The organism is Aeromonas sp. EU05-FHT14A05, from assembly GCF_058791175.1.
Map to the genome: position 1 here is coordinate 1 of NZ_JBYTDH010000026.1, position 14,559 is coordinate 14,559.

11 protein-coding genes are annotated in these 14,559 nt (G+C 60.4%); 5 read left to right on the forward strand and 6 right to left on the reverse strand.

Annotated features, from left to right (window positions below):
* Positions 1-394 precede the first annotated feature (394 nt).
* Positions 395-3,262, forward strand: coding sequence for an RNA polymerase-associated protein RapA (gene rapA / locus AC3WR3_RS20705; RefSeq protein ID WP_492293310.1), 2,868 nt, complete (start codon positions 395-397; stop codon positions 3,260-3,262).
* A gap of 194 nt (positions 3,263-3,456) precedes the next feature.
* Positions 3,457-4,113, forward strand: a complete 657-nt coding sequence (rluA, locus tag AC3WR3_RS20710; protein ID WP_139436753.1) for a bifunctional tRNA pseudouridine(32) synthase/23S rRNA pseudouridine(746) synthase RluA — start codon at positions 3,457-3,459, stop codon at positions 4,111-4,113.
* Positions 4,114-4,198: 85 nt separating this feature from the next.
* On the opposite strand, the gene AC3WR3_RS20715 is transcribed toward rluA, so the two are convergent.
* From AC3WR3_RS20715 to AC3WR3_RS20735, 5 genes are all read right to left on the reverse strand, one after another.
* Positions 4,199-4,387, reverse strand: a complete 189-nt coding sequence (locus AC3WR3_RS20715) for a hypothetical protein (protein WP_106884960.1) — start codon at positions 4,385-4,387, stop codon at positions 4,199-4,201.
* Positions 4,388-4,445: 58 nt separating this feature from the next.
* Complete coding sequence (locus tag AC3WR3_RS20720; RefSeq protein WP_492293313.1) at positions 4,446-6,377, reverse strand: putative bifunctional diguanylate cyclase/phosphodiesterase; 1,932 nt, start codon at positions 6,375-6,377, stop codon at positions 4,446-4,448.
* 25 nt (positions 6,378-6,402) lie between these two features.
* Entirely contained in the window at positions 6,403-6,900 is a 498-nt protein-coding gene (locus tag AC3WR3_RS20725; RefSeq protein WP_429110128.1) for a putative pterin-binding protein, read from the reverse strand.
* A gap of 95 nt (positions 6,901-6,995) precedes the next feature.
* Entirely contained in the window at positions 6,996-8,630 is a 1,635-nt protein-coding gene (gene groL, locus AC3WR3_RS20730) for a chaperonin GroEL (RefSeq protein WP_025325745.1), read from the reverse strand.
* 44 nt (positions 8,631-8,674) lie between these two features.
* Entirely contained in the window at positions 8,675-8,968 is a 294-nt protein-coding gene (locus tag AC3WR3_RS20735) for a co-chaperone GroES (protein ID WP_005309514.1), read from the reverse strand.
* A 242-nt stretch (positions 8,969-9,210) separates the two neighbouring features.
* Here AC3WR3_RS20735 and AC3WR3_RS20740 point away from each other — a divergent pair, with 242 nt between their 5' ends.
* The gene (locus tag AC3WR3_RS20740) at positions 9,211-10,545 is read left to right on the forward strand and encodes an MATE family efflux transporter (RefSeq protein ID WP_492293317.1); all 1,335 of its coding nucleotides are present in this window, start codon (positions 9,211-9,213) and stop codon (positions 10,543-10,545) included.
* Between the two features lie 37 nt (positions 10,546-10,582).
* Here the strand turns inward: AC3WR3_RS20740 and AC3WR3_RS20745 are convergent, their stop codons facing one another.
* The gene (locus AC3WR3_RS20745) at positions 10,583-11,059 is read right to left on the reverse strand and encodes an FxsA family protein (RefSeq protein ID WP_429162208.1); all 477 of its coding nucleotides are present in this window, start codon (positions 11,057-11,059) and stop codon (positions 10,583-10,585) included.
* Between the two features lie 448 nt (positions 11,060-11,507).
* Here AC3WR3_RS20745 and aspA point away from each other — a divergent pair, with 448 nt between their 5' ends.
* Complete coding sequence (gene aspA, locus AC3WR3_RS20750; RefSeq protein WP_202047384.1) at positions 11,508-12,950, forward strand: aspartate ammonia-lyase; 1,443 nt, start codon at positions 11,508-11,510, stop codon at positions 12,948-12,950.
* A gap of 128 nt (positions 12,951-13,078) precedes the next feature.
* Positions 13,079-14,398, forward strand: coding sequence for an anaerobic C4-dicarboxylate transporter (locus AC3WR3_RS20755; RefSeq protein ID WP_202047385.1), 1,320 nt, complete (start codon positions 13,079-13,081; stop codon positions 14,396-14,398).
* Positions 14,399-14,559 lie beyond the last annotated feature (161 nt).

Here is a 14,559-nt window from a genome sequence, read left to right on the forward strand (position 1 = left end):
TGCTGCGGGAGTGGAATTCTACTCAACCGCCCTCTCGAGTCAAGCCTTATTTTCAAAGGCTTTTCGAGGTTATCGACCGGGTTGTTTGCGTTGCCGCTTGCCCTGTCGATGTGGCGCATTATAGGGAGCCAGCTCGGATTGGCAAGGGCGATTTCGCATAAAATTCGCATTTCCGGCTCAACCGCTCACCAATCAACCAGGATGATGTTTAAATGCTCAATCAGGGTTCCGTATGCAGGCACTTTCTACCCCTTGCGGGGTCAAGGGTGTCGGTAGATCAAGGTTGTATCGAATTGCCTTTCCCGAACGCCATAACCATGGTGATCGGGATCCGGCCTTCGGGTAACATAGCGCCCCTTTGCGATTCTCACACTCTTGGGCTTTGGAGAGTTTAATGCCTTTTGCACTTGGCCAGCGTTGGATTAGTGATACAGAGACGGATCTGGGGTTGGGGACTGTCGTTGCTGTTGAAGGACGCATGGTTACCCTGTTGTTTCCGGCTACCGGTGAAAACCGCATGTATGCCAAAGAAGAGGCGCCGGTCACCCGGGTCAGCTTCAATGTGGGCGATCAGATTGCCAGTCACGAAGACTGGACCATGACGGTCGAAGAAGTGCAGGAGAAAGACGGCCTGCTTATATATGTGGGTGTGCGCACCGACAATGATGAGCCCGTTGCCCTCAAGGAAGTGTTTCTCAACAACTTTATCAAGTTCAACAAGCCGCAGGATCGCCTGTTCGCCGGCCAGATCGACCGGATGTCCCGCTTCACCCTGCGCTACGAAGCGCTGATCAACCAGCACCAGCGCCGCCGTAACCCGACTCGCGGTCTGGCCGGTGGCCGGGTCAGCCTGATCCCGCACCAGCTCTATATCGCCCATGAAGTGGGTCATCGCTACGCCCCGCGCGTACTGCTGGCGGACGAAGTGGGCCTGGGCAAGACCATCGAAGCGGGCATGATCATCCATCAGCAGCTGCTCTCCGGCCGCGCCCATCGGGTGCTGATCCTGCTGCCCGAGACTCTCCAGCACCAGTGGCTGGTCGAGATGCTGCGCCGCTTCAACCTGCACTTCTCCCTGTTTGACGAGGAGCGCTGCATCGAGGCATTCGCCGATGCTGAGAACCCCTTCGAGACCGAACAGCTGGTGATCTGCAGCCTCGACTTCCTGCGCAAGAAGCGTCGTCGCTTCGAACAGGTGCTGGAAGCCGAGTGGGATCTGCTGGTTGTCGACGAGGCGCACCACCTGGAGTGGAGCGAAGAGGCGCCGAGCCGCGCCTACGAAATGGTGGAAGCGCTGGCCGAACAGGTGCCGGGCGTGCTGCTGCTGACCGCCACCCCGGATCAGCTGGGCCACCAGAGCCACTTTGCCCGTCTGCGTCTGCTCGACCCGGAGCGTTTCTACGACTATGACGCCTTCCTCGCCGAGGAGCAGGCCTATGGTCAGGTCGCCAGCGCCGCGCAAGAGCTGCTGGATGGCGAGACCCTGAGCGATGAAGCCAGACAGATCCTCGCCAGCCAGCTGGAAGGGCTGGACTTGAGCGATGCAGCTGCCCGCCAGCAGGCGGTCGCCAAGCTGCTGGATCAGCACGGCACCGGTCGGGTGCTGTTCCGTAACAGCCGCGCCAATATCCAGGGCTTCCCCGAGCGTCACCTCAACGTCTACCCCATGCCGCTGCCGGAGCAGTACAAGACTGCCATCAAGGTGATGGGCATGATGGGTGGCAACGGCGGTGATCTGCAGACCCGCGCCCTGCGCTACCTCTATCCCGAGAAGATCTTCCAGCAATTCGAAGGCGACAACGCCACCTGGACCCAGTTCGACCCGCGCGTCGAGTGGTTGCTGGAGCTGCTGCTCTCAGCCCGTCAGCAGAAGGTGCTGGTGATCTGCTCCGAAGCGGCAACCGCCATCGCGCTGGAAGAGGCGCTGCGTACCCGTGAAGGGATCCGTGGTGCCGTGTTCCACGAAGGGATGTCGATCCTCGAGCGGGACAAGGCCTCCGCCTATTTCGCCCAGCAAGAGGGTGGCGCCCAGGTGCTGCTCTGCTCCGAGATCGGTTCAGAGGGTCGCAACTTCCAGTTTGCCAGCCATCTGGTGCTGTTCGATCTGCCCCTCAACCCGGATCTGCTGGAACAGCGTATCGGCCGACTGGATCGTATCGGTCAGCAGAATACCGTCGAGATCCACGTGCCCTATCTGGAAGGGACTGCCCAGCGCGCCCTGCAGCTCTGGTATCACGATGGCCTGGATGCGTTCGAGCAGACCTGCCCGACTGCCCGCCCGGTATTCGAAGCTGTGCGTGACGAGCTGTTCGAGCTGCTGGCCGCCAACAGCGGCGAGCAAGGCCCGCTGGACGCCCTGCTGGTCAAGACCCGCGAGCTGCACGAACCGCTCAAGTCTCGACTGGAGCAGGGCCGCGATCGCCTGCTGGAGATCCACTCCAGCGGTGGCGCCGCCGCCCAGCAGCTGGTCGACAAGCTGGCCGCCGAAGATGACGACACCGGCATGATCTCCTTCGCCCTCAAGATGTTCGACGAGATCGGCGTCAATCAGGATGACAGAGGCGAGAACGCGCTGGTGCTGACCCCGGGGGATCACATGCTGGTCTCCAGCTTCCCGGGCTTGCCGCAAGACGGCATGACCATCACCTTCGATCGCAACACCGCCCTGTCGCGGGATGACATGGCGCTGCTCTCCTGGGATCACCCCATGATGCGCGGCGGCATCGACCTGATCCTGGGCTCCGAGATCGGTGCCACCTCGGTCGCACTGCTCAAGAACAAGGCGCTGCCCATCGGCTCCATCCTGCTTGAGCTGATCTTCGTTGCCGAATCTGCGGCCCATCCCCAGCTCTACCGCTTCATGCCGCCGACGCCAATCCGTCTGCTGATGGACAAGAACGGCCAGAATCTGGGCGAGAAAGTGGCGTTCGATGCCTTCAACCGCCAGCTGACCCCGGTCAATCGCCACCTCGGCAGCAAGCTGGTCACCGCGTCCCAACCTGTGATCCACGGTCTGATTGGCAAGGGCCAGGCCATTGCCGAAGAGCTGAAAGCCGGGATTGTCGACAAGGCCCGTGCCCAGATGGCGCAAACCCTGCAACAGGATCTGGATCGTCTGGAGGCGCTCAAGGCGGTCAACCCGAACGTGCGCGACAGCGAACTGGATTATCTGCGCAATCTGCAGGCAGAATTGCACCACCTGATCGATCAGACCCAACTCAAGCTGGACGCAATCCGCTTTATCGTGGTCACCCATAACTGACAAGGTACCGATCGACAGCGGCCAGACCCAGCTCAAACTGGATACCCAAGGCCGCTTTGTCGTGGTCAACCAAAACTGACAAGGCAGTGAAGTGGCATGAACGGCTTCGGCTCACGCGGGATCCCATGCCCTTTATGATTGTGGTTACCCATAACTGATGGGGGCTTGCCCCCACCTTCTGATGCGAGACATTTATGTTTGAATACTCACCGCCTCTGGAACCCTGGCTCGATATCCTGTTCAAGGACAAGGACATCATGGTGGTCAACAAGCCCACTGGCCTGCTGAGCGTCCCCGGGCGCGGCCCCGAGAATGAAGACAGCGTCCTGCATCGGGTGAAACAGCAGCACCCCAAGGCGGCGGCAGCCCATCGCCTCGACATGTCCACCACGGGCGTCATTGTCATACCCCTCAATCCCAATTCCCATCGGGAGCTGAGCCGGCAATTTCGCGAGCGGGAGACCGAGAAGCACTACCTCGCCTGGGTGTGGGGCGAGCCGGAGGCGGACTCGGGTCAGGTCGACCTGCCGCTCTGCGTCGACTGGCCCAACCGGCCGAAACAGAAGGTGGACTTTGAGGAGGGGCGCCACGCTCTGACCCTGTGGGAGAAACTGAAGGTGGAGAACGGCAACAGCCTGATCAAGCTGACCCCCATCACGGGTCGCTCGCACCAGCTGCGCGTCCACATGCTGGAGCTGGGGCACCCCATTCTGGGTGACAACCTCTATGCCCATCCGGATGCGCTGGCGGCAGCCCCTCATCTCTACCTGCATGCGGCCATGCTGACCATCAGCCACCCCCGCAGCGGCGAACGGATGACCTTCGAGGCCCCGGCCCCCTTCCCGGTCTGAGCATTGTACCGAGCAGTGAAGCCGTCAGATAAAACCCCATAAAAAAGAAAGCCCCCATCGAAAGATAGGGGCTTTTTCGTTCAGGTCAGACGCGAATATCGATCCTGCTTCCGAGGGAAGCGCTGGCCGATGTCGGCGCCGCCGGAGCGGACTGAGCTGCCGTTGCCAGCAGTTTCAAAGCCGATTCGCCCTCCTGGGTCTGCTGCTTCTTGGCCAGGCTGGCCACCATCAGAGCAGAACCAAACGACGCATTTGCAGAGCTAGAAATATCCATTGTGTACCTCCTGCCAAGAGACTATCGGCCGGGGCCCGCGAGACATGAGCCATATCGTTCAGAGCAGGTATGCCTTGTCCGGTGCACGCCGTGCCAGCCAGCGCTCCTCCATCTCCAGCAGGGTCTGATAGGCCTTGGACGCCTGCTCCGGGCGGCTGAACAGATAGCCTTGTCCGTAGAGATGGATGTCGGTCAATGAGCGCAGCACGTCGAGCTGCCCCTGGGTCTCGATGCCTTCACACACCAGCTTCTTGCCCAGCATGGAGCCCATACGGCAGATGTTGGCCACCAGCTCGGCCGCCTCTATGGAAGTGTCTATGCCCTGGATGAAGGATCTGTCTATCTTCACCTTGCTCACCGGCAGCTTCTGCAGATAGCTGAGAGAGGAGTAACCGGTTCCGAAGTCATCAAGCGCCAGATGAATACCCTGCTGACTGAGATCCTGCATCAGCTGCAGCGAGTTCTTCACCTCGCGCATTGTGGTGTCTTCCGTCACCTCCAGTACCAGGCAGGATGCGGGAATATGGTGTTCCATCAACGCCTTGGCCACCAGCTTCAACAGGTTGCGTTGATACATGCCAGGGGAGATGTTGACGCACATCTGCAGATCGACCAAGCCCAGGTGCTGCCACTGGTGGAGCTGCTCGCACGCCGTGTTCAGCACCCAGCTCCCCAGCTTCTCGGCAAGCTGGAACTCTTCCGCCACCTGGATCACCTCGTTGGGCGGGATGAAGCCAAGCTCGGGATGACGCCACCTCAGCAGCGCCTCCACCGCCTCGCAGCGACCGCTCTCCAGGTTGACTATGGGTTGGTAATAGAGCTCCAGGGCATTGTGTTCAAGGGCCATCACCATGTCGGAGGCGAGGTGCTTGCGCCTGGCGGTTTCGTTGAGCAGGGAGCTGTCATAGATGACATAAGGCACATGGGTCTTGCGGCTGTGGAACAGTGCCTGCTCCGCCCGGCTCAGCAGCTCCTGGGTCTGGTTGCTGTCCGTGGGGAAGAAGGCGATGCCTATGCCCACCTCCAGCCGGAAGGGGTAGCTGTCGATGATGATGTCTTGCTTGATGGCGTGGAGCACCCTCGCCACCAGCTCCCTGACCTGGCGCAGGTCGCTGCTGTCCCGTTGCAGCATGGCGAGTTGATCGCCCCCGAGACGCGCCACCCACTCGCCGTTTTCACACAGGGCACGCAGCCGCTTCGCCAGCTCCTGCAGCAGTATGTCCCCTGTGCTGTAGCCGAACTTGCTGTTGATGTCCCGAAAGTCGTTGATGTCGATCAGTACCAGACCAAAGGGAGTATCACGGCTGACATAGGACTCCATCTTCTCCAGCAAGGCCAGCCTGTTGGCCAGGCCGGTCAGCGGATCAACCCGGGCCGTTCTGAAATGGCGCCGGGCTTCACGCACCAACAGGCCGCTGAGCAGGATCACCGAGATCACCAGGCCTAACACCATGAACAACAGCGCATCGCGCAGCTGGCCGAAGCGCTTGTCATTGCCCGAATAGACGTTGATGTTCTTCTGCATCATGGAGGCGAGGGAGTAGGAGAGCGGCTCCTGCAAGGGCGCAAGGGTCATCATGATCTGCTGGTAGTCCGACATCCCCGGCTTCAGCCTGGTCAGCTCCGGCTCCAGCTTGCGGATATTGCTCTCGGTCAGCTGGACCAGCCGCAGCGTCTTCGGATTGTCCGACAGGCTCTTGCGCAGCTGGCCGCTCAGCAGGATCGGCGTCCGGCTCCAGAGAATGTCGTAACGCAGCAGCAGGGTTTCATGGTCGATGCCGCCGTAGTGGTAAATCTCGACGGCATTGAGAAAGCGCCCCAGCTCGAGCTGCAACTGCATCAAGGCCCAGGAGACGTCATAGGTGTACTTCTCCATCACCCGGGTCGCATTCTGTATCTGCACCAGGCAATAGAGCGTGCTACCCGTGAATATCAGAATGGATAGATAAAGAACGCCGAGTAAGGGCCAAGCCCTGGTCTTCGTTTTCACCCAGTACTCCCGCAAGTCACCGTCTTTACTGCTGAATATCGATTGCGCTCAGTTGCCAGATCATCATGTCGGTGAACTCGGATCGCTTGAGTTCGGGATGCTGATCCAGCGGCAGAATAAACCAGAGCGGCCCCTTGTCACGTACCCGCATGGTCACCCCATCATCCTGCCAGGCCAGGATGGGATCGTATTGCCTGACCTTATCCCAGTTGATCCGGATCTGGAAACTATTCAAGGCGGTGAGCGTGATGCTCTTGCCGTTGGCCTTCACCGCCGTCAACACGTCCGCCAGCCTGGGTCCCACATATTTGTGCGGTTTATCCACCCAGGGATTGCTCGTCACTATCTCATGCTGTGGCAGGGCCTGGATCATGGCCATGTCGAAATCAACCTCACCATCAGCGGGGTTGGCGGGATCCAGATTCCCCGTCACCTTGAGGATCACCGGCCCCTCGGGAGCGGCCAATGCCATGGTGGGAACGACAAGGGAAAACAGTAACGGGATAAAACCTAATGTTCGCATGCTCACCTCAGATCATTTCACTATCAACAGCTTCAGCTTAGTAGCACTAAAAAAAACGGCCCGCAAAAGCGAGCCGTTTGATGACTATGACGGAATTACATCATACCCATACCACCCATGCCACCCATATCAGGCATGGCAGGGGTATCTTTCTTCGGCAGCTCGGAGATCATGCACTCTGTGGTGATCATCAGGCCGGCGATGGAAGAGGCGAACTGCAGGGCAGAACGGGTCACCTTGGTCGGATCCAGGATGCCCATGGCCAGCATGTCACCGTACTGTTCGGTGTAGGCGTTGTAGCCGAAGTTACCCTCACCGTTCTTCACGGCGTTGGCAATGACGGAGGCTTCTTCGCCGGCGTTGATGACGATCTGACGCAGCGGAGCTTCCATGGCACGCAGGGCGACCTTGATGCCCACGTTCTGGTCTTCGTTGTCACCACGCAGGGAGGCCAGCTTGGCGGCCACGCGCACCAGCGCCACACCACCACCGGCAACCACGCCTTCTTCTACGGCAGCGCGAGTGGCGTGCAGGGCATCGTCAACACGGGCTTTCTTCTCTTTCATCTCGACTTCGGTGGCAGCGCCAACCTTGATGACGGCAACACCGCCGGCCAGCTTGGCCACGCGCTCTTGCAGCTTCTCACGGTCGTAATCGGAAGAGGTATCTTCGATCTGCTGACGGATCTGAGCCACGCGGCTCTCGATCAGGGCGGCATCACCCACGCCATCGATGATGGTGGTGTTCTCTTTGGTGATGACGATGCGCTTGGCACGGCCCAGATCTTCCAGGGTCGCTTTTTCCAGCTCCATGCCCACTTCTTCGGAGATCACGGTACCGCCAGTCAGTATGGCGATATCCTGCAGCATGGCCTTGCGACGGTCACCGAAGCCAGGTGCCTTGACGGCGGCGACCTTCACGATGCCGCGCATGGTGTTGACCACCAGGGTCGCCAGCGCTTCACCTTCCACGTCTTCGGCCACGATGATCAGCGGTTTGCCCGCCTTGGCCACGCCTTCCAGCACCGGCAGCATTTCGCGGATGTTGGAGATCTTCTTGTCCACCAGCAGGATGAAGGGGTCATCCAGCTCGACGGAGCCGGTTTCCGGCTTGTTGATGAAGTAGGGGGAGAGGTAGCCACGGTCGAACTGCATGCCTTCTACCACGGCCAGCTCGTCTTCCAGACCCTGACCGTCTTCCACCGTGATCACGCCGTCACGGCCGACCTTGTCCATGGCCTCGGCGATCAGTGCACCCACTTTCTCGTCGGAGTTGGCGGAGATGGTGCCGACCTGGGCGATGGCGTTGTTGTCGGCGCAGGGCTGGGACAGAGCCTGCAGCTCGGCGACGGCGGCCACGACGGCCTTGTCGATACCGCGCTTCAGATCCATGGGGTTCATGCCGGCGGCGACGGCCTTCAGGCCTTCGTTGACGATGGCTTGCGCCAGTACGGTCGCAGTGGTGGTACCGTCACCGGCGGCGTCGTTGGCCTTGGAAGCGACTTCCTTGACCATCTGGGCGCCCATGTTCTGGAACTTGTCTTCCAGCTCGATCTCGCGGGCAACGGAGACGCCATCCTTGGTGATGGTCGGGGCACCGAAGGACTTGTCCAGTACCACGTTGCGGCCTTTCGGGCCCAGGGTCACCTTGACGGCGTCGGCCAGGATGTTGACGCCTTCCAGCATCTTGATGCGGGCTTCGTTGCCAAACTTAACTTCTTTAGCTGCCATGTTCTTCAGTCCTTAAATCAATTCGGGAAAAAGGGGGGAGGTGATTACTCTTCGACAATCGCCAGGATGTCGGTCTCGGACAGGATCAGCACGTCCTGGCCATCCAGCTTCTCGGTCTTCACGCCGTAGCCTTCGTTGAAGATCACCTTGTCACCCACCTTGACGGCGAGGGCTTTGACATCGCCATTGTCCAGAATTCGGCCAGTCCCCACGGCAAGAACTTCACCACGGGTGGACTTCTGGGCCGCAGTGCCAGTCAAGACGATGCCGCCAGCGGATTTGGCTTCAGCTTCGATGCGCTTGATGATGACGCGGTCGTGCAGTGGACGAATTTTCATCGATAACTCTCCCAAAATGAGTCTCTGTGTTGCTTGAGGAATGGCCGCAGTCGGCCAAATTTGTTATGCCCCTGATCTGGGGCAATATGGGTAGCCCTTCAAGGGCAAATACAAAAAAAATATTTTCACGTACTATGAGTATCTTCGATGGATCACCCACCCCCAATCAGGAAGGCGGATGGACGCGGCCAGCATTTCGGCCCAGAGCACATAGAGACCCTGCCTTGAGCCGACCCAACCCCATGCTGACCGCCCCCATGACGCCAGTGCTGCTGCGCATGACGGGGCCCATGATCCTCGGCATCGTTGCCATCCTCGCCTTCAACCTGGTCGATACCTTCTTTATCGGCATGCTGGGCACGGAGGCGCTCGCCGCCATCAGTTTCACCTTCCCGGTCACCTTCGTGGTCACCTCCCTCACCATGGGGCTGGGAGCGGGACTGTGCGCCCTGCTCGGCCATGCCCTGGGCCAGGGCCGTCACGACGAGGCCGCCCGCATCACCACCGACTGCCTGTTCCTCGCCGTCATCCTGGTGACCCTGCTCGCCGTGCTGGGGGCGCTGACCATAGAGCCTCTCTTTACCCTGCTGGGGGCCAGTGCCGAGCTCATTTCGCTGATCCACGACTACATGCTCATCTGGTATCTGACCGTGCCCATGCTGGTCATCCCCATGGTCGGCAATGCCGCCATCCGGACCACGGGGGATACCAAGACCCCCAGCCTGGTGATGGGGGTGGCCGGCCTGGTCAACGGGGTGCTGGATCCCCTGCTCATCTTCGGGCCCGGTCCTTTCCCCGAGTGGGGCATCCGCGGCGCCGCCATCGCCACTTCCCTCTCCTGGCTGATGGCCATGCTGGTCAGCCTGCACATACTGCGCCAGCGGGAGCAACTGCTGTCATGGCGCCTCTCCCCTCGCCCGCGGCTGCTGGTCCACTGGCGCGCCCTGCTGCAGGTGGCCGTGCCTGCATCCTTTACCAATATGCTCAACCCGCTGGCCAATGCCGTGCTGATGGTCATCTTCGCCGGCCTGGGTACCGAGGTGGTCGCAGCCTACGGCGCCGCCTCCAGGGTAGAGGCGCTGCTGCTGATCGTGATGATGGCGCTCTCTTCCGTGCTGGCCCCCTTCGTCTCGCAGAACTGCGGGGCGGGCAATCCGGCGAGGGCCAGGGCCGCCCTGCTGCTCTGCATGCGGTTCGCCCTGCTGTTCCAGCTCGCCATCTACGGCCTGGTCTGGCTGCTGGCCCCCCTCATCGCCAACCTGTTCAGCGATCACCCGCAGGTCGTGCGCCTCATCGTGCTCTATCTGCATCTGGTGCCCATCGGCTACGGTTTTCAGGGCATGGTGATGTTGCTGGCCTCGGCCCTCAATGGGGTCAGAGCCTCGACGGTATCATTCGTCTTCAACGGCATGAGGCTGTTCGTCTTCTTGCTGCCAGGGGCCTGGCTGGGGGCAAAGCTGGGGGGAGAGCAGGGGATCTATCTGGGGATATTGCTGGCAAACCTGGCGGCGGGACTGCTGGCCTGGGGCTATGCCCACCGCAGGTTTGAGGGACTCTGCCATCAGGTCCACCCCTGACGGCGAGACCCCCGATATGGCGGCCGATTCCGTTCACTCACTCTTTGCGTTCAAATTCCCCTTCAATCGTGGTTCCGCCACCCTTGGCCTGATCCGGCTGCCCCTCGCCAGGGCGCACCCCGAACGGTGGTTGCGGTGCCTGGAAGCCCCCCATCTGCATCCTGAACTGGCTGCTGCCCACCAGCTTGTCGGCCAGCCTGTTGCGCAGCCAGGGCTGCAGCAGCAGGATGCCGAAGAAGTCGGTCACGAATCCCGGAATGATCAGCAGCAGACCGGCCAGCGCCAGCATCATGCCGCCCATCACCTCGCGGCCCGGCATCTCGCCCTGCTGCATCTTCTGCTGGGCGCTGAACAGGGTCTTGATCCCCTCGCTGCGCACCAGGGAAGAGCCCAGCACCGCGGTCAGTACCAGCAGGCCCACGGTCGGCAAGGCGCCTATCACCGAGCCCACCTCTATCATCACGGTGAGCTCCAGCAATACCAGGCCAACCAACAACAGTAACAACTTGCCCATAGCAACCTCAGTGCGGTGAATAAATGAACCTGCCATCACGCAGTGAGCGGAGTATGGCCCATGCCAGCTCGCCATCGCGCAGGTCTCTTGTCACTAAAATGGGGAGCCATGCCGGTTTTTCAAGTCCGCGGCGTCAGACAACCCGGATTCGGGAGAAATATTTGGTCGCCCAACTGTGATTGAAGTGATTGTTCTGTCAAAGTTAATCGCTCAATTGCAATATCTGTTTAATGACCACAAGATATTTGGGGTTGCCTCAAATTTAGTGATCCAAGTCTAATATCAGATACCTCAATTGAGGTAAGATCTATCCCAGTCATTGCACAGGGAGCCATCGGCTCCCCACTGCCCCACCCGATGTGTGGTGCTTCAGGATGAAATGTGCGTAAGGAAGTCGCGACCACTCGGTGAGGATCGTTTCCATTTATCTGATTTCTGAGGCATTACAATGAGCGACATCAAGAACGTCCGCATTGAAGAAGACCTGCTGGGCACCAAAGAAGTTTCCAACGATCTCTATTACGGTGTGCATACCCTGCGCGCCGTCGAGAACTTCAAGATCAGCACTCAGAAGATTTCTGACGTTCCCGAATTTGTCCGTGGCATGGTGCTGACCAAGAAGGCCGCCGCACTGGCCAACGGTGAGCTGGGCACCATACGTCCCGAGATCGCTGACAAGATCATCGAAGCCTGTGACCTGATGCTGAACACCGGCAAATGCTTCGACCAGTTCCCGGTCGATGTCTATCAGGGCGGCGCCGGTACCTCCGTCAACATGAACACCAACGAAGTGCTGGCCAACATCGCCCTCGAATTGATGGGTCTGGAGAAGGGCCGTTACGACGTCATCAACCCCAATGATCACGTCAACAAGTGCCAGTCCACCAACGACGCCTACCCCACAGGTTTCCGCGTGGCCGTGGTCAACAGCACAGACACCACCCTGTATGCCCTGGAAGCGCTGATCGCTGCCTTCGATGCCAAGGCTGCCGAGTTCAAGAGCATTCTGAAGATGGGCCGTACCCAGCTGCAGGACGCCGTCCCCATGACCCTGGGTCAGGAGTTCCATGCCTTCGCCGTCACCCTGCGCGAAGAGATCAAGTCCATCAAGCGTTGCCAGGAGCTGCTGCTGGAAGTGAACCTGGGCGCCACCGCCATAGGTACCGGCCTGAACACCCCGCCCGAGTACTCCGCCCTGGCCATCAAGCGTCTGGCCGAGATCACCGGTCGTGCCTATGTGCCGGCAGAGGATCTCATCGAAGCGACCTCCGACTGCGGCGCCTATGTGATGCTGCACGGCGCCATCAAGCGTCTGGCCATGAAAATGTCCAAGATCTGCAACGACCTGCGTCTGCTCTCCTCGGGCCCCCGTACCGCGCTCAAAGAGATCAACCTGCCGGAAATGCAGGCTGGCTCTTCCATCATGCCGGCCAAGGTCAACCCGGTCATCCCGGAAGTGGTCAACCAGTCCTGCTTCAAGGTATTCGGCAACGACGTCACCATCACCTTCGCCGCCGAAGCCGGTCAGCTGCAGCTGAACGTCATGGAGCCGGTGATTGGTCAGGCCATGTTCGAATCCCTGAGCCTGATGGAAAAAGCCTGCATCTCCCTGCGCGAGAAGTGCGTGGAAGGCATCACCGCCAACCCGGACATCTGCATGAACCACGTGCTGAACTCCATCGGCATCGTGACCTACCTGAACCCCTTCATCGGTCACCACGAAGGTGACATCGTCGGCAAGATCTGTGCCCAGACCGGCAAGAACGTCCGCGAAGTCGTGCTTGAGCGCGGCCTGCTGACCGCCGAGCAGCTGGACGAGATCCTCTCCATCGAGAACCTGATGAATCCGCAATACAAGGCCAAGCGTTACACCCGCGAAGCCACCGTATAAACGGAATCCTGGGCCGGGTATATCCCGGCCCCATAGAGTCAGTTCCCGAGCGGCCTCCTGCTAGTCCCGTCGGGAATTGGCTTTCTGCCTAATAAAACCTAAAAAAACTGAAAAATGGAGTGTTCGCTATGATTGGAATCGAGTTACTTGTGGTGCTCGCCGCTATCTATCTGGGGGCCCGGATAGGCAGCATCGGCATCGGCTTTGCCGGTGGTCTGGGGGTGCTGGTGCTGACCTGGGGTCTGGGCATGCCCATCCCGAGCGATCAGCTGGTGACCTACCTGCCCTGGGACGTGATCATGATCATCGCGTCCGTCATCTGCGCCATCGCCTGCATGCAGCTCGCCGGCGGGATGGACTACCTGGTGCACCTGGCCGAGAAGGCACTGCGCAAGAATCCCAAGCACATCACCTTCGCCGCCCCTGTCGTCACCTACCTGATGACCATGCTGGCCGGGACAGGTCACACCGCCTTCTCCACCCTGCCGGTGATCGCCGAAGTGGCCAAGGAGCAGGGCATTCGCCCGTCCCGTCCGCTCTCCATCGCGGTCGTCGCCTCCCAGATCGCCATCACCGCCTCCCCCATCTCGGCGGCCGTGGTTGCCTTCTCCGGCATGCTGGAGCCCCTCGGCGTCGACTACCTGACCCTGCTGGCCATCTGCATCCCGTCCAGCTTCATCGCCTGTCTGCTGGGGGCCTTCGTGGCCAACATGCTGGGCAAGCCGCTGGAGCAGGATGAAGTCTATCTGGAGCGCAAGGCCAAGGGCCTGATCAAGCTGCGCGGCACCAGCAAGGTGGAACTCAAGCCTTACGCCAAGCTCTCCGTCGGCATCTTCATTGTCGCCATCGTCGCCGTCATGGCCTATGCCACCGCCATCTCCGGCAACGTGGGCCTGATCAGCAGCCCGCCCATCCCCCGCGATGGCGCCATCATGGGCATCATGCTCTCCGCCGCCACCCTGATGGTGCTGTTCTGCAAGCTGGACGCCGCCCAGATCACCAACATGCCCACCTTCAAGTCCGGTATGTCGGCCTGTATCTGCGTGCTGGGTGTGGCCTGGCTCGGCAACGTCTTCGTGAAGGGCAACATGGTCGAGATCCAGGCGTTCGCCGGCGATCTGCTGAGCCAGTACAGCTGGCTGCTGGCCGTGGTGCTGTTCTTCTCCTCCATGCTGCTCTACTCCCAGGGTGCCACCACCAAGGCACTGATGCCGGCCGCGCTGGCCCTGGGCGTCAGCCCGCTGGCGGCCATCGCCTCCTTCGCCGCCGTGAGCGCCCTGTTCGTGCTGCCGACCTACCCGACCCTGCTGGCGGCGGTCGAGATGGACGACACCGGCTCCACCCGGATTGGCAAGGCGGTATTCAACCACCCCTTCTTCATCCCGGGCGTGGCCACCATCGCCATGGCAGTGGCGCTGGGCTTCTTCTTCGGCGGTCTCATCCTCTGATGACGCGTCACTCCTTGCAGACGGCCCCTCGGGGCCGTTTTTTTATGCCCGCTGCGGGCCAGATCCCACCTCTACGCCCATCAAAAAGGCGCTGTCCCAGTTATGTGTTGAAAGGCTAACCTTGAAGCAAGCCATCACCTTGAGGGCCTCCATCATGGATA

Coding starts and splice junctions, on each gene's coding strand:
- rapA (WP_492293310.1), top strand. CDS start 395: ATGCCTTTTGCACTTGGCCAGCGTTGGATTAGTGATACAGAGACGGAT.
- rluA (WP_139436753.1), top strand. CDS start 3,457: ATGTTTGAATACTCACCGCCTCTGGAACCCTGGCTCGATATCCTGTTC.
- AC3WR3_RS20715 (WP_106884960.1), bottom strand. CDS start 4,387: ATGGATATTTCTAGCTCTGCAAATGCGTCGTTTGGTTCTGCTCTGATG.
- AC3WR3_RS20725 (WP_429110128.1), bottom strand. CDS start 6,900: ATGCGAACATTAGGTTTTATCCCGTTACTGTTTTCCCTTGTCGTTCCC.
- groL (WP_025325745.1), bottom strand. CDS start 8,630: ATGGCAGCTAAAGAAGTTAAGTTTGGCAACGAAGCCCGCATCAAGATG.
- AC3WR3_RS20735 (WP_005309514.1), bottom strand. CDS start 8,968: ATGAAAATTCGTCCACTGCACGACCGCGTCATCATCAAGCGCATCGAA.
- AC3WR3_RS20740 (WP_492293317.1), top strand. CDS start 9,211: ATGCTGACCGCCCCCATGACGCCAGTGCTGCTGCGCATGACGGGGCCC.
- AC3WR3_RS20745 (WP_429162208.1), bottom strand. CDS start 11,059: ATGGGCAAGTTGTTACTGTTGTTGGTTGGCCTGGTATTGCTGGAGCTC.
- aspA (WP_202047384.1), top strand. CDS start 11,508: ATGAGCGACATCAAGAACGTCCGCATTGAAGAAGACCTGCTGGGCACC.
- AC3WR3_RS20755 (WP_202047385.1), top strand. CDS start 13,079: ATGATTGGAATCGAGTTACTTGTGGTGCTCGCCGCTATCTATCTGGGG.